Annotated in this window: 18 protein-coding genes; 4 read left to right on the plus strand and 14 right to left on the minus strand. The window is 58.3% G+C overall.

The window, feature by feature from the left end; genetic code table 11:
• Positions 1–51: 51 nt before the first annotated feature.
• The 5 genes from HWX89_RS19500 to rpsD form a co-directional block, all read right to left on the minus strand.
• The gene (locus HWX89_RS19500) at positions 52–876 is read right to left on the minus strand and encodes an inositol monophosphatase family protein (RefSeq protein ID WP_138793885.1); all 825 of its coding nucleotides are present in this window, start codon (positions 874–876) and stop codon (positions 52–54) included.
• Positions 877–904: 28 nt separating this feature from the next.
• On the minus strand, positions 905–1,732 hold the full coding sequence (locus HWX89_RS19505; RefSeq protein WP_138793886.1) for an inositol monophosphatase family protein: 828 nt from the start codon (positions 1,730–1,732) through the stop codon (positions 905–907).
• 12 nt (positions 1,733–1,744) lie between these two features.
• Entirely contained in the window at positions 1,745–2,653 is a 909-nt protein-coding gene (ttcA, locus tag HWX89_RS19510; RefSeq protein WP_138793887.1) for a tRNA 2-thiocytidine(32) synthetase TtcA, read from the minus strand.
• A 63-nt stretch (positions 2,654–2,716) separates the two neighbouring features.
• On the minus strand, positions 2,717–3,646 hold the full coding sequence (locus HWX89_RS19515) for a glutaminase (RefSeq protein ID WP_138793888.1): 930 nt from the start codon (positions 3,644–3,646) through the stop codon (positions 2,717–2,719).
• Between the two features lie 70 nt (positions 3,647–3,716).
• A complete protein-coding gene (gene rpsD, locus HWX89_RS19520; RefSeq protein ID WP_138793889.1) occupies positions 3,717–4,334 on the minus strand; it encodes a 30S ribosomal protein S4 in 618 nt (205 codons plus the stop codon).
• 452 nt (positions 4,335–4,786) lie between these two features.
• Here rpsD and HWX89_RS19525 point away from each other — a divergent pair, with 452 nt between their 5' ends.
• Entirely contained in the window at positions 4,787–5,776 is a 990-nt protein-coding gene (locus HWX89_RS19525; protein ID WP_138793890.1) for a TerC family protein, read from the plus strand.
• Positions 5,777–5,808: 32 nt separating this feature from the next.
• Here the strand turns inward: HWX89_RS19525 and HWX89_RS19530 are convergent, their stop codons facing one another.
• The 7 genes from HWX89_RS19530 to HWX89_RS19560 form a co-directional block, all read right to left on the minus strand.
• Positions 5,809–7,323, minus strand: coding sequence for a helicase HerA domain-containing protein (locus HWX89_RS19530; RefSeq protein ID WP_178340842.1), 1,515 nt, complete (start codon positions 7,321–7,323; stop codon positions 5,809–5,811).
• Between the two features lie 130 nt (positions 7,324–7,453).
• Entirely contained in the window at positions 7,454–8,338 is an 885-nt protein-coding gene (locus HWX89_RS19535) for an EamA family transporter (protein ID WP_138793892.1), read from the minus strand.
• A gap of 37 nt (positions 8,339–8,375) precedes the next feature.
• Positions 8,376–9,011: a LysE family translocator gene (locus HWX89_RS19540; protein WP_138793893.1), complete on the minus strand. Its 636-nt coding sequence runs from the start codon at positions 9,009–9,011 to the stop codon at positions 8,376–8,378.
• A 152-nt stretch (positions 9,012–9,163) separates the two neighbouring features.
• Positions 9,164–9,403 carry a hypothetical protein gene (locus tag HWX89_RS19545; RefSeq protein ID WP_138793894.1) on the minus strand — a complete coding sequence of 80 codons (240 nt, stop codon included), beginning with the start codon at positions 9,401–9,403 and terminating at the stop codon, positions 9,164–9,166.
• 386 nt (positions 9,404–9,789) lie between these two features.
• Positions 9,790–10,602, minus strand: a complete 813-nt coding sequence (gene murI, locus HWX89_RS19550; protein WP_138793895.1) for a glutamate racemase — start codon at positions 10,600–10,602, stop codon at positions 9,790–9,792.
• Positions 10,586–11,413 carry an RNA methyltransferase gene (locus tag HWX89_RS19555; RefSeq protein ID WP_138793896.1) on the minus strand — a complete coding sequence of 276 codons (828 nt, stop codon included), beginning with the start codon at positions 11,411–11,413 and terminating at the stop codon, positions 10,586–10,588. Before HWX89_RS19555 ends, murI begins: the two co-directional genes overlap by 17 nt.
• A gap of 109 nt (positions 11,414–11,522) precedes the next feature.
• Positions 11,523–12,053, minus strand: a complete 531-nt coding sequence (locus HWX89_RS19560; protein ID WP_178340843.1) for a hypothetical protein — start codon at positions 12,051–12,053, stop codon at positions 11,523–11,525.
• A gap of 214 nt (positions 12,054–12,267) precedes the next feature.
• On the opposite strand from HWX89_RS19560, the gene HWX89_RS19565 reads away from it, so the two are divergent.
• Both HWX89_RS19565 and HWX89_RS19570 read left to right on the plus strand, forming a co-directional pair.
• Complete coding sequence (locus HWX89_RS19565; protein ID WP_138793897.1) at positions 12,268–13,482, plus strand: NADP-dependent isocitrate dehydrogenase; 1,215 nt, start codon at positions 12,268–12,270, stop codon at positions 13,480–13,482.
• Between the two features lie 389 nt (positions 13,483–13,871).
• A complete protein-coding gene (locus tag HWX89_RS19570) occupies positions 13,872–14,498 on the plus strand; it encodes a glutathione S-transferase family protein (RefSeq protein WP_138793898.1) in 627 nt (208 codons plus the stop codon).
• A 55-nt stretch (positions 14,499–14,553) separates the two neighbouring features.
• Here HWX89_RS19570 and alaS read toward each other — a convergent pair whose 3' ends face one another.
• Together alaS and recA are read right to left on the minus strand one after the other, a co-directional pair.
• A complete protein-coding gene (gene alaS / locus HWX89_RS19575; RefSeq protein ID WP_138793899.1) occupies positions 14,554–17,217 on the minus strand; it encodes an alanine--tRNA ligase in 2,664 nt (887 codons plus the stop codon).
• A gap of 221 nt (positions 17,218–17,438) precedes the next feature.
• Positions 17,439–18,530 (minus strand): recombinase RecA, encoded by a 1,092-nt coding sequence (recA, locus tag HWX89_RS19580; protein ID WP_138793900.1) that lies wholly within the window; start codon positions 18,528–18,530, stop codon positions 17,439–17,441.
• A 246-nt stretch (positions 18,531–18,776) separates the two neighbouring features.
• Between recA and HWX89_RS19585 the strand changes: the two genes are divergently transcribed.
• A complete protein-coding gene (locus tag HWX89_RS19585; RefSeq protein ID WP_138793901.1) occupies positions 18,777–19,718 on the plus strand; it encodes a carbohydrate kinase family protein in 942 nt (313 codons plus the stop codon).
• Positions 19,719–19,743: the final 25 nt, after the last annotated feature.

Raw genomic sequence — 19,743 nt, forward strand, 5'->3', positions numbered from 1 at the left:
AAGGGCGCGGGAATGTCTTCCCGCGCCCTTTTCTTTTGGAAGATACCGTCTTCAGACGGTGAAGATCTTCTCGCGCAGCAACTCCCAGGTTGCCTGATCAGGAGCAAGCAGCAGCCCGCCATCGACATGGCTCGGCAGATAAGCCGAACCGTCCAGACGCGCCGCATAGGCGCCGGCTTCCTGCGAAATCAGCGTACCCGCCAGGTGATCCCAGGGCATCAGCTTGTTGTACATCAGGAAGTGCATGTGACCGCCGCAGAACAGGCGATATTCATGTGCCGCGCAACGATAGCTGGTGAACAGGCGCACATCGGCGAGGTTCAGCAGCACCTTGCGGCGAGTTTCGATATCGAAATAGCCGGTGTTGGCAATGCCGATCATCTGCGACAGCTCAGGCGCCGGGACGACAGACATCTGCGTCTGTGCACCGTCTGCGCTGCAGAGCCACGCGCCGGAGCCCTTCTCGGCAATCACCCAGTCATTGCCCATCGGATCGAAGATAAGGCCGGCAATGGTCTCGCCCTTGGACACGACGCTCATCATCACGCCGAAGAGCGGCAGGCCGGATGCGAAATTGTAGGTGCCGTCAATCGGATCGACCACAACAGCAAGATCGGCATCGGCGATTTTGCCAAGCAGCGACGCGTCCGCCGCAACCGCTTCCTCACCGATAAAGACCGCCTGCGGCATGATCTCTTCGACACGGGCGCGGATCAGGCGTTCAGCAGCCTCATCGGCTTCGGTGACGAGGTCGATCGCCTCGGTTTTGATACGCACGTCGCCATCGCCCAGATTACGGAACCGCGGCAGAATTTCCACCGCCGCCGCTTCCTGAAGCGTGGTGGCAAGCGCTGCAATGTCGAGCTCGATACTCATGGGCGTCATCCTTCCTGTGGTCTTGAATTTATAAGGCAGCAATTTCCCGGCGCAGCATTCTCCAGCTCTCCTTGTCAGGCGCGGACAGAATGCCACCGGTGATGTCTCCGGGACGATATGGGGTATTGTCGAAACGGGCCGTGTACCCACCCGCTTCCTGGTGAACGAGCACGCCGGCCAGATGATCCCAGGGCATCAGCTTCTCGTGACCTATGAAGTGCAGCTTGCCGGTGGAAACCAGCCAATATTCATGCGCCGAGCAGTTCAGCGAGAGCGCCATCTTGGTCTTCGCCATATTGGCCGCGATCACCGGACGCCGATCGATGTGGCTGTGCCCCCAGGAGAAGATACCGACCATATCCGAAAGCGGTACCGGATCGGCGACCTTGAGCTTTGCCCGCGTACCGTTTTTCCGCGTGAGGTAAGCCCCCTCGCCTTTGACGGCGATGATGGTGTCGGCCATGACGGGATCGTGGATGATGCCGGCAACGGTTTCACCCTTGACGGTCACCGCCAGCAAGGTTCCAAAGGCAGGAAAGCCGGACGCGTAATTGAACGTGCCGTCTATGGGGTCAATGACGAAGGCAAGTGGCGCATCGGCAAGCGCCGGAACAGCGGACTTGTCCGCATCATAGGCTTCTTCACCCACGATATGCGCCTTCGGGAAGCGCGCCAGCAGTGCCGCTGTAATCCGTTTTTCAGCGAGAAGATCGGCCTCCGTCACAAGATCCACAGCCGACGACTTTTCCGAGATCGCTCCGGCGCTCAGGTTTCGGAAACGGGGAAGAATTTCTTCCGCGCCGACAGCGGCAACAGTGGAAACGAGAAAGTCGAGGTCGGAATCAGAAAGTGGCATGGAGGATCTTTTTCATAAGGGAGGGTGGGCCTCCCTACGCTCCTGATGTGACGGCTCGGTGACAGCGAGCGCCGAAAAGTCGAAAAGCTTCGGATCGAGCAGATGTGACGGATTCACGTGCGCAAGCGCCCGCAACATGACATCCTTGCGGCCCGGCATACGCCGCTCGATATCCGCCAGCATGTCCTTCATGGCATTGCGCTGCAACCCGTCCTGCGAACCGCAAAGATCGCAGGGAATGATCGGGAATTCCATGGCAGCGGCAAACTTCGCCATGTCGTCCTCGGCGCAATAGGCAAGCGGCCGCAGCACCATCAGGTCGCCTTCGTCATTCATCAGCTTGGCGGGCATGCCCGCAAGCCGGCCGCCATGGAAGAAATTCATGAAGAAGGTTTCGAGAATGTCTTCGCGGTGATGGCCGAGCAGCAACGCGTCACAGCCCTCCTCGCGGGCAATGCGGTAGAGATTGCCACGCCGCAACCGCGAACAGAGCGAACAGTAGGTTCCGCCCTGCGGAACCTTTTCCTTCACGACGGAATAGGTGTCGCGATATTCGATGCGGTGCGGCACGCCGATCCCGGTGAGGTACTCGGGCAGAACATGCTTGGGGAAATTCGGTTGCCCCTGATCCAGGTTGCAGGCGATCAACTCGACCGGCAGAAGACCGCGCCATTTCAGATCCAGCAGCAGCGCCAGCAGGCCATAGCTGTCCTTGCCGCCGGAAAGCCCCACGAGCCAGCGTTTCTGGCCCTTCAGCATGTCGAAGTCTTCGAAGGCCTGTCGCACGTTCCGGAGCAAGCGCTTGCGCAGCTTGTTGAACGAGACGGAACGCGGCGCGTTGGCAAACAGCGGGTGCGAGCCGTTTTGCTCTCCGGTCAGATCCTGATCCGGCATATCATCGATGCTCGTGATAATGTTCATGATTAGCTCGCTTGGCTTGTCCGCCACCTTTGATGCTCGAAATGCCTGTATATGCCGGGAAGATCAAGCCCCGAACACGGACCAGCCGGTTTTTGTCGCCAGCATTTCCAGCGCAACCGAACCCAGCGCCGAATTGCCGACCTTGTTGAGACCCGGCGACCAGACAGCAATCGACGCCTTGCCCGGCGCCACCGCCAGAATACCGCCGCCAACACCGCTCTTGCCCGGCAGGCCGACATGATAGGCGAAATCGCCCGAACCGTCATAATGGCCGCAGGTCAGCATCAGCGCATTGATCCGTCGGGCCCGACGATCAGAAACGACAGTATGCCCGGTCAACGGGTTGCGCCCGTGGTTTGCCAGAAACAGCCCGGCACGGGAAAGCTGCGAGCAGCTCATGGCCAGCGCGCACTGATGGAAATAGACGCCCAGCGTATAGTCCACCGGATGATGGATATTGCCAAACGAACGCATGAAATTGGCAAGCGCCATGTTGCGGAAACCGGTCGCCTGTTCCGACTTAGCCACCGTGTCATCAATGCTGATCGTATCGTCATCGGCAAGATAACGCACGAAACGCAGGAGTTCACCGATTGCTTCGCGCGGCTGATGTCCGGCAAGCACGATATCACTGACGACGATCGCACCCGCATTGACGAAGGGGTTGCGCGGAATGCCATGCTCATGTTCGAGCTGGACAATGGAATTGAAGGACGAGCCGGACGGTTCGCGGCCAACACGGTTCCAGACTGTCTCCCCCGCCTTGCCGAGCGCCAGCGTCAGCATGAAGACCTTGGAAATACTCTGGATCGAAAACGGCGCCAAAGCGTCGCCCGCCGTGTAGGTCGTGCCATCCACAGTGGTTACGGCAATACCGAACTGCTTCGGGTCGATCTTGGCCAGTTCGGGAATATAGTCAGCGACTTTCCCCTCGCCCAGCCGCGGCACCATGCTGCCATAGATCGAATCGACGATCGCCTGAATGTCCTGCATACCCAGCCTTCCGCAACAAACAAAAAAGCCGCCCACAAGGGGCGGCTTCTTGAATAATAAAACCCGACGATTAACGCGAGTAGAATTCGACGACCAGATGCGGTTCCATGATGACCGGGTACGGAACGTCGGACAGCGAAGGAACGCGAGCGTAGGTCGCAACCATCTTGTTGTGGTCAACTTCGATGTAGTCAGGAACGTCGCGCTCAGCGAGAGCAACAGCTTCGAGAACGATTGCGAGCTGCTTGGACTTCTGACGAACTTCGATAACGTCGCCCGGCTTGCAACGGTAAGAACCGATGTTGACGCGAACGCCGTTAACCGTGACGTGGCCATGGTTGATGAACTGGCGCGATGCGAAAACGGTCGGAACGAACTTTGCGCGGTAGACGATGGCGTCCAGACGCGACTCGAGCAGGCCGATCAGGTTTTCAGAGGTATCGCCCTTGCGACGGTTTGCTTCGTCGTAGGTTGCGCGGAACTGCTTTTCACGCAGTTCGCCGTAGTAGCCCTTGAGCTTCTGCTTGGCGCGCAGCTGCGTGCCGAAGTCGCTCATCTTGCCCTTGCGGCGCTGGCCGTGCTGGCCCGGGCCGTATTCGCGGCGGTTAACCGGGGACTTCGGACGACCCCAGATGTTTTCGCCCATACGGCGGTCAATTTTGTACTTAGCCGATTCGCGCTTGCTCATCGTATTTCCTTCGAAACAGGTTATGCCGGTCCGTTGCCAAACCGGATTAAGGAAACACGCCCTCCTCTGAGATCCGTTTCAGAACCTCTGACAGGATTCTCACACACGCTTGTGGAGAAGCCACGGGACATGTCGGTGATGTTGACCGCCGAACGTCAGCTTATAAACTGCAAGGCAGTCAACGAAACACACCGGACATCACTGCCCGGCGTTGGGGCGGCTTCTATAGCTGTTTTACAAATTTGTCAAACACGCCATTTTCGTTTTTTTACAGCTCCGCTCTTGAAAAGCCGGAAAGGCATCCTATCTCCCCGTCGTGATCAGAACTCGGGCCCCTCTGGCGTGTTACCGGACAACACGTGATGTCGAGTTTTTATAGGATGGGGCCACGTTAAGTTCTGATATGCGTTCCCCATCCGAAAAGCCAACCTCGTCCGGCTAAAGGTTGACTGATGGACTTCCTGTTTCTGGATTTTCTCGGCACCCCCACATGGATGTGGGCGGTTTTCATTTCTCTCGTTCTCGGCCTTCTGGCCCTGGACCTTGGTGTTCTGCATAAGAATTCCAAGGAAATCGGCATTCGCGAAAGCATGCTGATGTCCAGCTTCTACATCGCCATCGGCTTGGCCTTCGGCGGCTGGATCTGGTACCAATCCGGTCAACAGTCGGCGATGGAATACGTCACGGGCTTTGTTGTCGAAAAAAGCCTGGCGATGGACAACATCTTCATCATCGCCATGATCTTCTCCTATTTCGCCATTCCGCGCCAATACCAGCACCGCGTCCTGCTGTGGGGTATCCTCGGCGTTATCGTACTGCGCGGCATCATGATCGCGGCTGGTGCGGCCATCGTCGAAAACTTCCACTGGGTTCTGTATTTCTTCGCGGCTTTCCTGGTCTTCACCGGCCTGAAAATGCTGTTTTCGTCCGACCACGATGAAAATGACATTGGCAACAACAAGATCCTGAAATTCCTGCGCAGCCACCTGCCGGTCACCAATGCCCTGCATGGCGAAAAGTTCTTCGTCAAGGAAACCGATTCGAAGACCGGTAAGCTGAAGACCTTCGTTACGCCGCTGTTCCTGGCGCTTATCATGGTCGAAATTGCCGACCTGATCTTCGCAGTCGATTCGATCCCGGCGATTTTCGCGATCACCACCGATCCGTTTATCGTCTATACGTCGAACATCTTCGCAATCCTTGGCCTGCGTGCGCTCTACTTCGCACTTGCAGCCCTGATGCACCGCTTCGCGTATCTGAAATATGCGCTGGCTGCGGTTCTGGTGTTCGTTGGTTCGAAAATCTTTGTCGCCGACATGCTGGGTATCGCCAAGATCCCGCCGGCTCTTTCGCTCGGCGTGACCGTCGCCATTCTGGCGACCGGCATCATCGGTTCGCTGATCGCGACGCGCAACGAAAACAAGGTCATCGACAAGGCATAAATGCAAAAGGCGGCGAAAGCCGCCTTTTCTCATTATTCTGCAGCGAGACTGACGTCTCCATCCGCCGCATCCGCATCGCCGGGTGCGGTTTTTGCGTCGAGGTCAGGGAAAGCCACGATCCGCTTGCCGGAAAAATCGGCATGAACGACCACCAGTTCCTTTTCCTCGAAATAACCGAGAAGGCGCCGGGCCCGGCGAGCCGAATGGGTGCCGTAAGCGCGGGCAATACGGGCGTCAGAGGGACATGGCTCTTCGCCGAGCGCGGCCTTCACCAAGAGCAGGAAAACGCCTTGAAGATCGTCGGAAACGCTTTTTGAAAGTTCGAGCGCTGTCTGCCAGTGCTCGCTCGCCGCCATCTCCACATCGACGCCGGACCGGGTAATGGCCACCTGACGACGGAATTCGGACAGCGGCATGGGGGTGCCGGCAATACGCCGCATACGGGCGCGCACCAGAAAATCCTGATAAAGCACGGCATCGGTACGATAGGCCGATTGCGGATCATCGAGAATTTCCATCAGCACGCCGGCGATCTTCTCTTCCCGCTCCTCGGGGGACATTTCGGGCTGGCTCGAGCGTGTCTGCTCGGAGGGTGACGTGACTGCTGCCGGCGTCGATCGCGAAAGCTCCGCCAGGATATCCGTTGTCGGGCGCGGCGCAGGCGGCGTACGACGAACGACTGGCCGGTTGAATTCCTCCGGATCGGGCGTGAAGATCAGGTCTTCCACATCCTGCGGCGCATCCGGCAGCGGCATCAGCTTCGGTGAGGAGGAACGCGCCGAGGTTTCAACCGCACCAATGACGATCGGCAGCGGGCGGCGCGACAAAGCCGGACCAAGAGCAACGAAGTTACCACGCTGCAGATCGCGGAACATTTCCGCCTGACGGCGATCCATGCCGAGAAGATCGGCTGCACGCGCCATGTCGATATCGAGGAAGGTTCGGCCCATCAGGAAGTTCGAGGCTTCAGCCGCGACGTTCTTGGCAAGCTTGGCGAGGCGCTGTGTGGCGATCACACCGGCAAGTCCACGTTTACGGCCTCGGCACATCAGATTGGTCATGGCGCCAAGCGAAGCCTTGCGCGCATCTTCCGTAACCTCGCCGCCGACGGATGGCGCAAACATCTGCGCCTCATCCACCACAACGAGAACCGGATACCAGTATTCGCGATCGGCATCGAACATGCCGTTGAGGAAGGCAGCGGCGGCGCGCATCTGCTGCTCGATATCAAGACCTTCCAGCGTCAGAACGCAGGAAACGCGGTGCTGGCGGATACGATTGGCGATACCGGCAAGCTCTGCTTCGGTGCGCTCGCCATCCACGACAATATGCCCGAACTTGTCGGCCAGCGTGACGAAGTCACCTTCCGGATCAATAATGACCTGCTGCACCCACGGCGCGGACTGTTCCAGCAGACGACGCAGAAGATGCGACTTTCCGGAACCGGAATTGCCCTGCACCAACAGACGCGTGGCCAGCAATTCCTCGATATCGAGCTTGGCAGCCTGCCCGCCCGAAAGTGTTCCCATGTCGATGCCGACCTGCACTTTACACTTCCCTGCACTGCGAATGGATGAAACGCCGACTCTCATGGAGGCCGACCGAACACCCTCTTTAACAAAAAATTAAACGAATAACCCTGCCCATCGCAACAATGCACAGGGAATTGCTGGTGCGTCACACCGCCTTCGGGCGGCGGCCAAAGGACAGGCGACGGCCGAAGACGTTGAGCGCCAGGCCACCGACAACCAGCGTGCTGCCGATGATTTCAAGACGCGTAATGTGCTCGTCAAAAGCAAAATAGGCGCCGAGGAAACCGACAATCGGCACCAGGAGCGAAAATGGCGCAACCGTTCCGGCAGGATAACGCAGCAGCAGGAAACTCCAGATGCCCGCTCCCACGATCGTCGCGCCATAAGCCATGTAGATCACCACCAAGCCCGTCATCAGATTGGCACTCGCCATGCCATCGGCGATGGCCTGCGGGCCTTCGAGCAGCAGCGAGAGGATAACGAGCGGCAACACCGGCACCAGGCTTGTCCAGGCGACAAAGGAGATCGCATTGACCGATCCGACCTTGCGGTTGACGATATTGCCAATCGCCCAGCTGAACGCAGCGCCAACGCACATGAGAAGCGGGATCATGGCGGCAGCCGTCATCCGCTCCAGGCCAATGACGGCAAGACCCGCAAATGCAACGCCGGCACCTGCAATGTGGGACTTCAACGGAATCTCACCCAGCATCGTGACCGCCAGCGCCATGGTAAAAAACGCCTGAGACTGCATGACCAGCGACGACAGCCCGGCCGGAAGCCCCCATTTAATGGCCGTGTAGAGCAGCCCGAACTGCAAACAGCCCATGACCATGCCGTACACGATCATATGGCCCCACGGTACTTTCGGGCGCGGCAGGAAAAACACCAGCGGCACGGCTGCAAACAGATAGCGCAAGGCTGTCAGCAAAAGCGGCGGCATGCCCATGACGCCAACCTTGATGACAACAAAATTGAAGCCCCAGAGAAACACGGTAACGAGGGCGAGAAGAATGTGCGGCACTGCCATTGGGATGTCCGAATTTCAAACCGCCACCGGCGGCATTTCAGGAAGCAGCCCTCTTCCAGCCAATTGCCAACAAACCAGCGCCGATCAGCAGACTGCCGCCGGTACGATTGACGATGCGCTGAACGTTGGGTTTGCGAATGGTGTTGCGGGCTGCACTTGCCAGCAATCCATAAAGAGCCGCATTGCAGGTGGCAAGCACGAGAAATGTCACTTCAAAGATAATCACCTGCGGCAGGAAGGGCAAAGTCGGCACCAGGAACTGCGGCAGGAAAGCGACGAAAAACACGATGCTTTTCGGGTTCAGCGCCGTGACGACATAGGCATGCAGGAAGATCTTCAGTGGCCGTTCCCGACCCGTTGCCCCCTCGCCTGCGGCCATTTCACCGCTGACGGGCGCGCGCCAAAGCTTGATGCCGAGATAGATGAGATAGGCCGCTCCGACCCATTTCAACCCGGTAAAAAGTGCGGCCGACGTTGCAAGCAGCGCACCAAGCCCGAGCATCGAAGCTGTCATCGCCGTGAAGTCGCCGAGCGCCACGCCGGTAACCGTTGCCGTACTCGCCTTGCGACCATGGCCCAAAGCATAAGAAATCACCAACAGGATCGTTGGCCCCGGAATGGCGAGCATGATGGCGGATGCGGCCACGAAGGCCAGCCAGTTTTCGAGAGGCATGAGGAAACTCCCCTTGTTGATCGGAGCGAGCAAGCCATGGAAACGCCACGCTGGCAAGTGGTCGCCTGCGTGACGGCAGGCGGAAAAAATGCGGTGACAATCCGGCCTGCACCGACCCTCTCAGGTATGGTGCAGGCCGTTGAATGACGCCGTTAGAACCGTGGCGCCCAATAAGGAGCCGACCAATCGCGCCGCTTCTTCCTTGCGGAAGGTTCGACGCCGATATCGTCAAGCAGCCACTCCGGCAAATCGTCAACGCTGTCGGGCGGCGCACGCGGCACAATCGCCGCAAGCAGAACGGTTTTTACGGTTTTCCAGACACCGAATACGACGAACAGACGGTCGACCGCATCAGGAAGGCTGAATGCTACCAATGGTTGATTTTTATGCATAGGAAATCCATCCCGGCGCCGCACGGGCAGCCAGGTCCTCTGGTGATGAAAAACGGCATGCGAGGCGAGCGGACGCGGCTCAGCACCGCGCGAACGCGCAACTCAATTGCCAGATGATGTGAAAATGCCAGATGGCAAGAAAAAACAGGCGTATCAGCCTTGTCGGAGGCAAGAACCTCGGGTCATATAACCACCGGAAACATTGCCCGAAATAGCGGACACGCCCAAAAGGCGTACATTGATATTTGCAGACATTCCACGCCTCCATAGTTAGCGGTTATAGACGATTGCCACGATACACGAGATGTCCGCACGCGCAAGCGCCGCAATCTCGAATTGCATAATCAGCGAAAAACAGATGCAAAAAAGCAACAGACCGTCTGGACCTAGACGCTGAGGCCGAAACCCTGCATCAGTCGCCGTGTCGCGAAATCCGGCTTGCCGGACGTAAACCGCGCAAAGTCAAATCCGTCAGGATGCTCCGCCCCCTGGACGAGTGGCACCAGATGGCGGGCACGGCGCGCAATCGCCTCCGCAGGGTCCAGCCAGTCAACCGGCCAGGGTGCCAGCTTGCGAAACACATTCGCCATGAAGGGATAGTGCGTGCAGGCAAGAACGACGATGTCGGTGCGTTTGCCGTCGTTATCGATAAAGCACGGTTCGATCTCGGCCAGCACCGCCTCGTCGGAAATCGGCTCGCCCCTGATCCAGCTTTCCGCCATCCGCGCAAGGTTTTCCGAACCGACAAGGCGTACATGACATTGCGAGGCAAAGGACTGGATGAGATCACGCGTATAGGCACGCTTGACGGTACCCGGCGTTGCCAGAACGGATACCAGCCCCGAACGGGTGCGCTCGGCAGCCGGCTTGATCGCCGGCACCGTACCAACGAAGGTCATATCCGGAAATTTCGCACGCAGATCGGCACCCACAAGAGTGAATGCCGTATTGCAGGCAATGATGCAGACTTCAGGATCGTAGTCTCGCAAGAGCTCTTCGAACAGCGAGAGAATGCGGACCTTCAGTGCGGCCTCTTCCCAGCCGCCATAGGGAAACCCTGCATCGTCAGCGACATAGATGAAACCGCGCTCGGGCATCAGCACACGCGCTTCGCGCAGGACCGTCAGACCGCCAATGCCGGAATCGAACACCAGCACCGGCTTCAGTTCTACTGCATCCATTTCAGTCGCTAGAGCCATTCTCCGTCGTCTCCCCTGTCGTTTCCGTCTTTCCGGCCTGCTTGGGCCAGCGACGCGGGAAACGGTCGAGCGAATTGATTACGCCGCGAAACACGCTGATTTCCTGTTCCGAAAATCCCCGCCGGGAAAGCACGGCACGCAGGTTGTCGACCATTTTGGGCTTTTTTTCAGCCGGGTGGAAATATCCACGTGCCTCGAGCGCTTCTTCGATGTGCTCGAAAAGGCCAAAAACCTGTTCCTTGGTGGACGGGCGCTGTTCGACGGACTGGAAGACCGTATCTTCCAGATCTTCCATGCCCGATTTCATCCACTCATACGACATCAACAGCACAGCCTGCGCGATGTTGAGCGAGGCAAAGGCCGGGTTGACCGGAAACGTCACGATCTCGTCGGCGAGAGCCACTTCCTCGTTGGTCAGACCCCAGCGCTCGCGCCCGAAGAGGATGCCGGTCTTTTCGCCTGCCTTGAATTTGGTCCGCAGCGTGTCGCAGGCCGTGACCGGCGCGCGCACCGGCTTGAAGCCGTAGCGTTCGCGAGCCGTGGTGGCATAGACGAAATTGAGATCCTTGATCGCTTCTTCCAGCGTATCGAAAACCTTGGTGCCATCGATGACATGGTCGGCCTTGGACGCGGCCGCACGGGCCTTTTCGCTTGGCCAACCATCGCGTGGATTGACGAGGCGCAATTCGGCGAGGCCGAAATTGGCCATCGCCCGCGCTACCATGCCGATATTTTCTCCGAGCTGCGGTTCGACCAGAATGATCGCCGGGCCTTCCGCCACAAGTTCAAGCTCGCTGTTCGTACCTGCCATAGTTCGTTTTCCAGTTTCCAGACCGCCGTATCGAAAATCGATACTCTAAAGCGCGTCTCACTCGCACAGATCGGCGCGGAAATCAAAGCAGAAAGGCTACGAGCCCTCGTTATTCGCCCTTGATAATGGTTGCCATCTCTTCGCGCAGCGAGTCCGTGCCCTCATCGCCAACACGATGAATGTCGTTGATCACCGGACGACCATCCTCTTCGATGACGTCGAAATTCACTTCATCGACTGTCGCCTTCATCTCGGCCTCGTCCATGCATGCCCACAGCTTGAACTTTGCCGTGACGTTCGTGACGCCATCCTTCGCAGGCGCAGCATCCACGATGACATCCTGCAACGGGCAACCGTCCTGCGAGTTGGTGACGACATCGTAACCGAAGGGGTCGCCCGTCGTGCCGCTTTCAGCCTCATAGGCCGGCTTTTTCGCGGCCTCCCGATATTGTGCGACGAATTCCTTGCTGAACAGTCCGGTCAGCATGTCCTCGTCGAAGATGTATTTCCAGTCCTCGGCTTCGCCGGACCAGTTCTTGACGGTGATGTCCATGATCTTCTGGACCGGATCGGTGGGACCGGCAGCAAAAGCGCTGGTGGAAAAGAGGATGGCGGCGGTGGCGAGCAGAATGGTCCGCATGATGTAATCCTGGAATTGACCCTTAGACGGGCGAAGCGATTCGCCTGACTGTATTGCGGCAATATGGTTTGGCAATGTTCAAAGCAGCAATGGCGCCCAGCCAAAAAAGCGCCACTCATGGCTTTGCCTCACGCGCATGCGATGCTATAGCCGCACCGGATATTTTTTCCACATAACGGCGTTTTTGCGCCGCAGCTTCGAAGGTGAGGAATTCATGGCAAAGATCAAGGTAGCCAATCCGGTCGTCGATCTCGACGGCGACGAAATGACCCGTATCATCTGGCAGCTCATCAAGGACAAGCTGATCCTGCCGTACCTCGATCTCGATATCGAATACTACGACCTGTCGGTCGAAAACCGCGATGCCACCAACGACCAGGTTACCGTCGATGCTGCCAACGCCATCAAGAAGCACGGCGTCGGCATCAAGTGCGCAACGATCACGCCGGATGAAGCCCGCGTTGAAGAATTCGGCCTGAAGCAGATGTGGAAGAGCCCGAACGGCACGATCCGCAACATTCTTGGCGGCGTCATCTTCCGCGAGCCGATCATCTGCAAGAACGTTCCGCGCCTGGTTCCGGGCTGGACGAAGCCGATCGTTGTTGGCCGTCACGCTTTCGGCGACCAGTACAAGGCAACCGATTTCAAGTTCCCCGGCAAGGGCAAGCTGACGATCAAGTTCGTCGGTGAAGATGGTCAGGTTATCGAAAAGGACGTCTTTGACGCTCCGAGCGCCGGCGTTGCACTGGCTATGTACAACCTCGACGAATCCATCCGCGAATTCGCACGCGCATCCATGAATTACGGCCTGATGCGCAAGTGGCCGGTATACCTTTCCACGAAGAACACCATCCTCAAGGCTTACGACGGCCGCTTCAAGGATATCTTCGAAGAAGTCTACCAGACAGAGTTCAAGGCGAAGTTCGACGAAGTCGGCATCACCTACGAACACCGCCTGATCGACGACATGGTTGCTTCCGCTCTGAAGTGGTCCGGCGGCTACATCTGGGCCTGCAAGAACTACGACGGCGACGTGCAGTCCGACACGGTTGCGCAGGGCTTCGGCTCGCTCGGCCTGATGACCTCCGTTCTTCTGTCGCCCGATGGCCGCACGGTTGAAGCCGAAGCTGCTCACGGTACGGTTACGCGCCACTACCGCCAGCACCAGAAGGGTCAGGAAACCTCCACGAACTCGATCGCTTCGATCTTCGCATGGACCCGTGGCCTCGCACACCGCGCCAAGCTGGACGACAACGCCGACCTGGCGAAGTTCGCTAGCACGCTGGAAGAAGTCTGCGTTGCAACCGTTGAAAGCGGCTTCATGACCAAGGACCTCGCGCTCCTTATCGGTCCGGATCAGCCTTGGCTCTCCACAACCGCATTCCTCGACAAGATCGACGAGAACCTTCAGAAGGCCATGGCTGCCTGATTTTCCCGATCATGACACAGAAAACCCGGCCATATGGCCGGGTTTTTTTATGCCTTCGGCCTGGGCTGCGGCTTCAATAATTCACGACCGGGCGCTTGTTACAACGTCGGGTTTCTTTTTGAATCACCATATCTTGATTAGACGTGACACTAGGCGCACACTCCGCAACCGACTGCGGCCGTATGCGAAGCTGAACAAGACAACAACAATAACCACCTGAATTTCGAACTTCACCCGACTGGCCCGGTCAACAATGCCACACACCTCTATCGGACCCCGGAGATGTATCCCGGTTGCCGACATGTATGCTGCGTGGCTGAACGAGTTGGAGCGTCCATGCCTCCATCCGGGCCAATGGCGCTCTGAAGTGCGCTTCAGGAGGAGGAGCCATGAGCGAACTGATATTTTATACCAACCCCATGTCGCGCGGCCGCATCGCCCGCTGGATGCTGGAAGAAGTGGGGGTCCCTTACAAAACGGAAGTTCTGGGCTTCGAAACATCGATGAAGTCGCCCGCCTATCGTTTGATCAATCCGATGACCAAGGTTCCGGCGATCAAACACGGCGACACGATCGTTACCGAAGCCGCCGCGATCTGTGCCTATCTGGCAGACGCCTTCCCCGGCGCCAATCTCGCACCCACACCAAAGTCACGTGGCCTTTATTATCGCTGGATGTTCTTCGCAGCCGGTCCGCTCGAAATGGCTGTCAGCATGAAGGCACTGGGTTACGAGGTGCCGAAAGAAAAAGTGCGGATGGTGGGCTGTGGCAGCTATGACGACGTGATGAACACGCTCGAACGCGCCGTCAGCGAAAACCGTTATGTGGCGGGCGATCATTTTTCCGCTGCAGACGTCTATGTCGGCTCCCACATTGCCTGGGGCATGCAGTTCGGCTCCATCGAAAAACGTCCGCACTTTGTCGAGTATGTCAGCCACCTCGGCGAACGCGCGGCCTACAAGCGTGCCCATCAGCTGGACAACGAAGCTGCCAAGGAAATGCAGGCAGCCGGTTGAAAAAACAAAAAAGGCGGGCAATGCCCGCCTTTTTCATTGATATGAAATGCCGTTATCAGGCAGCCAGAGCAGCAGCAACAGCGTCGATTGCCTCACTGGCTTTCGCACCGTCAGGGCCGCCAGCCTGCGCCATGTCAGCGCGGCCGCCGCCACCCTTGCCGCCGAGCGCTGCAGAAGCGGTCCGCACCAGATCGACGGCGCTGAAGCGCGACGTCAGGTCTTCGGTAACAGCGGCAACGGCGCTCGCCTTGCCATCGTCAGAGACTGCAATCAGGAGAACGACGCCAGAACCAAGACCCCCCTTGGCTTCGTCGGCGAGGCCCTTGAGATCCTTGGCGTCGATGCCGGAGAGCGACTTGGCGAGGAACTTCACTCCGCCGATTTCCTTGACGTCCCCGGCCGAACCTTCCGTGGAACCGCCACCCATCGCGAGCTTGCGGCGTGCTTCCGCCAATTCGCGCTCAAGCTTCTTGCGCTCGTCCAGAAGACCTTCGACACGCGAAAGAACATCGGCAGGCTGAACCTTGAGTGAGGATGCCAGCGCCTTCACGCGCTCATCCTGTTCCGCGAGGTAGGCAAGTGCGCCCTGCCCTGTCACGGCTTCGATACGGCGAACGCCGGCACCAACCGCGCTTTCACCGAGAACGCGGACCAGGCCGATCTGGCCGGTCGCCGAAACATGCGTACCGCCGCAAAGCTCGACCGAGTATGGACGGTTCGCCTTGGCGCCATGAATGCCCGTTCCCATGGAAACGACACGAACCTCATCGCCGTACTTTTCGCCAAACAGCGCCATGGCGCCCTCGGCAATCGCATCGTCGACGCTCATCAGGCGGGTCACGACAGGCGAGTTCTGCAGGATGATCTCGTTTGCCATTTCCTCGACGATCTTCAGCTCTTCAGCCGACATCGGCTTCGGATGCGAGACGTCGAAACGCAGGCGCTCGGGCGCGACCAGAGAGCCCTTCTGGGCAACGTGGGTGCCGAGAACCTCGCGCAGTGCCTCATGTAGAAGGTGGGTTGCCGAGTGGTTGGCACGCAGGCGCGAACGACGGTCGTGATCGACTGTCAACTGAACCGCTTCACCAACCTTCAGGCCGCCCTTCGAAACGGTACCGACGTGCACGAACAGGCCTTCGCCCTTCTTCTGCGTGTCGGATACGGTGAAGGCACCGTTTTCGCCGGTGATGACACCGGTATCGCCCATCTGGCCACCAGATTCACCGTAGAACGGCGTCTGGCTGACTACGACCTGAACGGCCTCGCCATCAGCGGCGGCGTCAACCGACTTGCCGTCCTTGACGATTGCCTGCACGACGCCTTCAGCCGTTTCCGAGTCGTAGCCGAGGAATTCGGTTGCGCCGAGCTTTTCCTTGAGCTCGAACCAGACGGTTTCGGTCGCCTTGTCGCCGGAGCCGGCCCAATGCGAACGGGCTTCCGCCTTCTGGCGCTCCATCGCGTCGGTAAAGCCCGAAATGTCGACGCCAATACCGCGAGCGCGCAGAGCATCCTGCGTCAGATCGAGCGGGAAGCCGTAGGTGTCGTAGAGCTTGAAGGCGGTTTCGCCATCGAGCATGCCGCCCTTGGACAGATCCACAGTTGCGTCAGACAACAGCGACAGACCACGCTCCAGCGTCTTGCGGAAACGGGTTTCTTCGAGCTTCAGGGTTTCGGAGATCAGCGCTTCTGCACGCACGAGTTCCGGATAGGCGCGGCCCATCTGCTGAACGAGTGCTGGCAGGAGCCTCCAGATCAGCGGCTCCTTCGCGCCGAGCAGTTCGGCGTGGCGCATGGCGCGGCGCATGATACGGCGCAGAACATAACCGCGACCTTCATTCGACGGCAGAACGCCATCGGCAATCAGGAAGGCGGACGAACGCAGGTGGTCGGCGATAACGCGGTGGCTGGCGCGCTTTTCGCCTTCCGCCGGAACACCGGTTGCCTCGACCGACGCCGAGATCAGAGCGCGGAACAGGTCGGTGTCGTAGTTGTCGTGCTTACCCTGAAGCAGCGCGGAAATACGTTCCAGACCCATGCCGGTGTCGATCGACGGACGCGGCAGATCGATGCGCTCTTCCTTCGTAATCTGCTCGTACTGCATGAAGACGAGGTTCCAGATCTCGATGAAACGGTCGCCATCTTCATCCGGCGAACCGGGAGGACCACCCCAGATGTGATCGCCGTGGTCATAGAAGATTTCCGAACAGGGACCGCAAGGACCGGTATCGCCCATCGCCCAGAAGTTATCGCTGGTCGGAATGCGAATGATACGGTCGTCGGAGAAACCGGCGATCTTCTTCCAGAGATTAAAAGCCTCGTCGTCGGTGTGATAGACCGTCACGAGAAGGCGGTTCTTGTCGATGCCGAACTCGCCGGTGATCAGGTTCCAGGCGTGGCTGATTGCTTCTTCCTTGAAATAATCACCGAAGGAGAAGTTGCCGAGCATTTCAAAGAAAGTGTGGTGACGTGCCGTGTAACCGACATTGTCGAGGTCGTTGTGCTTGCCACCGGCGCGAACGCACTTCTGCGCCGACGCTGCCGTGGAATAAGGGCGGCTCTCAAGACCGGTGAAAACGTTCTTGAACTGCACCATGCCCGCATTGGTGAACATCAGCGTCGGGTCGTTACGCGGAACCAGCGGACTGGAAGACACGATTTCGTGCCCGTTCTTCTTGAAGTAGTCGAGAAACGTCGACCGAATTTCATTCACACCGCTCATGCCCACACACCGCTATAGCTGGAGTCCATCATCGCCATCCCATGCGGACGGCCATATTATAAAATCACTGGCTTTTATCGCCCGCTTTCCGCCCTGTCCAGCCGTTGAGCGTAGCATGACGCCCTGGCAAAACAAAAACGACCGCGCGAAACAAGTTCGCGCGGTCCAAATCTCAGAAACGGAAGTAGAGAGACTACAATTCAGGCCAATCTCGAAGCAGATCAGCCTTCACCGTCGCCATCGTCACCTTCACCGGCGTCAGGCCCACCGTTCTGCAGGAAGCGATCGGCGATCAGGCCAGCGTTCTGGCGCAGCGCCAGCTCGATCTCATTGGCAACCGCCGGATTATCGCGCAGGAAGGTCTTGGCGTTTTCGCGGCCCTGCCCGAGACGCTGACTGTTGTAGGAGAACCACGCACCGGACTTCTCGACGATGCCGGCCTTCACGCCGAGATCGACAAGCTCACCGGTCTTGGACACACCTTCGCCATACATGATGTCGAATTCGACCTGCTTGAAGGGCGGAGCCATCTTGTTCTTGACGACCTTGACGCGGGTCTGGTTGCCGACAACCTCTTCGCGTTCCTTGACGGCACCGATACGGCGAATGTCGAGGCGCACCGAGGCGTAGAACTTCAGCGCGTTACCGCCCGTCGTCGTTTCAGGCGAACCGAACATCACACCGATCTTCATACGGATCTGGTTGATGAAGATCACCATGCACTTCGAGCGAGAGATCGACGCCGTCAGCTTGCGCAGCGCCTGGCTCATCAGACGTGCCTGAAGACCCGGAAGGCTGTCGCCCATCTCACCTTCGATTTCCGCACGTGGCGTCAGTGCCGCAACGGAGTCGACGACGAGAACGTCAACGGCGCCGGAACGAACCAGCGTGTCGGTGATTTCGAGCGCCTGTTCACCCGTGTCCGGCTGCGAGATCAGCAGGTTCTGCAGATCAACGCCGAGCTTGCGGGCATAGACCGGATCGAGCGCATGCTCGGCGTCCACGAAGGCGCAGATGCCGCCCTTCTTCTGGGCTTCTGCAATGGTCTGCAGCGCCAGCGTCGTTTTACCCGAGCTTTCCGGCCCGTAAATTTCAATGATACGCCCCTTCGGCAAACCGCCGATTCCGAGCGCGATATCCAGACTGAGCGAACCCGTCGATACGGTTTCGACTTCGACTACGTTTTCATTGGAACCGAGCTTCATGATCGATCCCTTGCCGAACGAACGTTCGATCTGGGAGAGCGCCGCTTCCAGTGCCTTGCTTTTATCCACCGATTTATCCTCTACGAGACGCAAAGAATTTTGTGCCATCTGAAACACCTTTAGGTTATTGAAGCCACGCAGGCAATGAAGCAGTATGGAAACGGTATGTACTCTATTTGTTCTCATTTCGCAAGGCGACGCCAGAACATTGAAAACAAATAGCGATAAGTCATTTGTTCTATTTTTGTTTTTCTGGGCGCCGCTCGGGAAGCCTTTCAGGAAAAACAATCCGGGAACCGATTTTTTCAGCCGAATCGGAGAAAAATTTCGGGTCTCCAGAGAAGGGAAGAAGCGTTGAAAAAGATACTCGTTCTGGGAGGAGCGCATATCGACAGGCGCGGCATGATCGAGGCGGAAACCACGCCCGGTGCCAGCAATCCAGGACACTGGATGGAAGAAGCAGGCGGCGGCGGCTTCAATGCGGCCCGTAACCTGTCCCGTCTCGGCTTTGAGGTTCGCATCATCAGCCCGCGCGGTGGAGACGTCACTGGCGAAGCCGTTGCGGCAGCGGCGCGACAGGCCGGTGTCGAAGACACCCCTTTCGTTTTCCTCGATCGCCGCACACCAAGTTATACGGCCATTCTGGAACGCGACGGCAATCTGGTCATCGCGCTCGCAGACATGGACCTCTACAAGCTTTTCACGCCGCGACGCCTGCGCGTACGGTCTGTGCGCGAAGCGATCCGCTCGACCGACATTATCCTATGCGACGCCAACCTGCCGGAAGACACGCTGACGGCAATCGGCCTGGCAGCCCGTGTCTGCGGCAAGATGCTTGCGGCGATCGCGATCTCGCCCGCCAAGGCGGTCAAACTCAAACCGGCCTTTGCTGACATCGACATTCTTTTCATGAATGAAGCCGAGGCGCGCGCACTGACCGGAGAGAATCCCGACGATATCCGGCAGTGGCCCGATATGTTCCGAACAGCCGGCCTGCGCGGTGGCGTGGTCACGTCTGGCTCCAAACAGGCGATCGCTTTTGACCGAAACCAGGCAGCAACACTCGTTCCGCCTCGCGTCGACGATGTGAAGGATGTGACCGGTGCTGGCGATGCCATGGCCTCCGGTTATCTTTCCGCCATTGCCGAGGGCGCAACCATCACGCAGGCGCTACGACTGGGTGCAGCAGCAGCAGCCCTCACCGTCCAGTCGCCCTTCGCAACCTCGCCCGATCTATCGAAAAACGGTGTCGAGCTCATGTCGGGACTTGTGCCCGAGGCCGAAACACTGGCATGAACCCGCTTTTAAAAAATCTGGAACA

This window comes from Rhizobium sp. RM (assembly GCF_013390595.1).
Classification (GTDB): domain Bacteria; phylum Pseudomonadota; class Alphaproteobacteria; order Rhizobiales; family Rhizobiaceae; genus Agrobacterium.

Excerpts from the sequence above, each read along its gene's own strand:
- HWX89_RS19500 (WP_138793885.1), bottom strand. The coding sequence starts at position 876 with ATGAGTATCGAGCTCGACATTGCAGCGCTTGCCACCACGCTTCAGGAA.
- HWX89_RS19505 (WP_138793886.1), bottom strand. The coding sequence starts at position 1,732 with ATGCCACTTTCTGATTCCGACCTCGACTTTCTCGTTTCCACTGTTGCC.
- ttcA (WP_138793887.1), bottom strand. The coding sequence starts at position 2,653 with ATGAACATTATCACGAGCATCGATGATATGCCGGATCAGGATCTGACC.
- HWX89_RS19515 (WP_138793888.1), bottom strand. The coding sequence starts at position 3,646 with ATGCAGGACATTCAGGCGATCGTCGATTCGATCTATGGCAGCATGGTG.
- rpsD (WP_138793889.1), bottom strand. The coding sequence starts at position 4,334 with ATGAGCAAGCGCGAATCGGCTAAGTACAAAATTGACCGCCGTATGGGC.
- HWX89_RS19525 (WP_138793890.1), top strand. The coding sequence starts at position 4,787 with ATGGACTTCCTGTTTCTGGATTTTCTCGGCACCCCCACATGGATGTGG.
- HWX89_RS19535 (WP_138793892.1), bottom strand. The coding sequence starts at position 8,338 with ATGGCAGTGCCGCACATTCTTCTCGCCCTCGTTACCGTGTTTCTCTGG.
- HWX89_RS19540 (WP_138793893.1), bottom strand. The coding sequence starts at position 9,011 with ATGCCTCTCGAAAACTGGCTGGCCTTCGTGGCCGCATCCGCCATCATG.
- HWX89_RS19545 (WP_138793894.1), bottom strand. The coding sequence starts at position 9,403 with ATGCATAAAAATCAACCATTGGTAGCATTCAGCCTTCCTGATGCGGTC.
- murI (WP_138793895.1), bottom strand. The coding sequence starts at position 10,602 with ATGGCTCTAGCGACTGAAATGGATGCAGTAGAACTGAAGCCGGTGCTG.
- HWX89_RS19555 (WP_138793896.1), bottom strand. The coding sequence starts at position 11,413 with ATGGCAGGTACGAACAGCGAGCTTGAACTTGTGGCGGAAGGCCCGGCG.
- HWX89_RS19560 (WP_178340843.1), bottom strand. The coding sequence starts at position 12,053 with ATGCGGACCATTCTGCTCGCCACCGCCGCCATCCTCTTTTCCACCAGC.
- HWX89_RS19565 (WP_138793897.1), top strand. The coding sequence starts at position 12,268 with ATGGCAAAGATCAAGGTAGCCAATCCGGTCGTCGATCTCGACGGCGAC.
- HWX89_RS19570 (WP_138793898.1), top strand. The coding sequence starts at position 13,872 with ATGAGCGAACTGATATTTTATACCAACCCCATGTCGCGCGGCCGCATC.
- alaS (WP_138793899.1), bottom strand. The coding sequence starts at position 17,217 with ATGAGCGGTGTGAATGAAATTCGGTCGACGTTTCTCGACTACTTCAAG.
- recA (WP_138793900.1), bottom strand. The coding sequence starts at position 18,530 with ATGGCACAAAATTCTTTGCGTCTCGTAGAGGATAAATCGGTGGATAAA.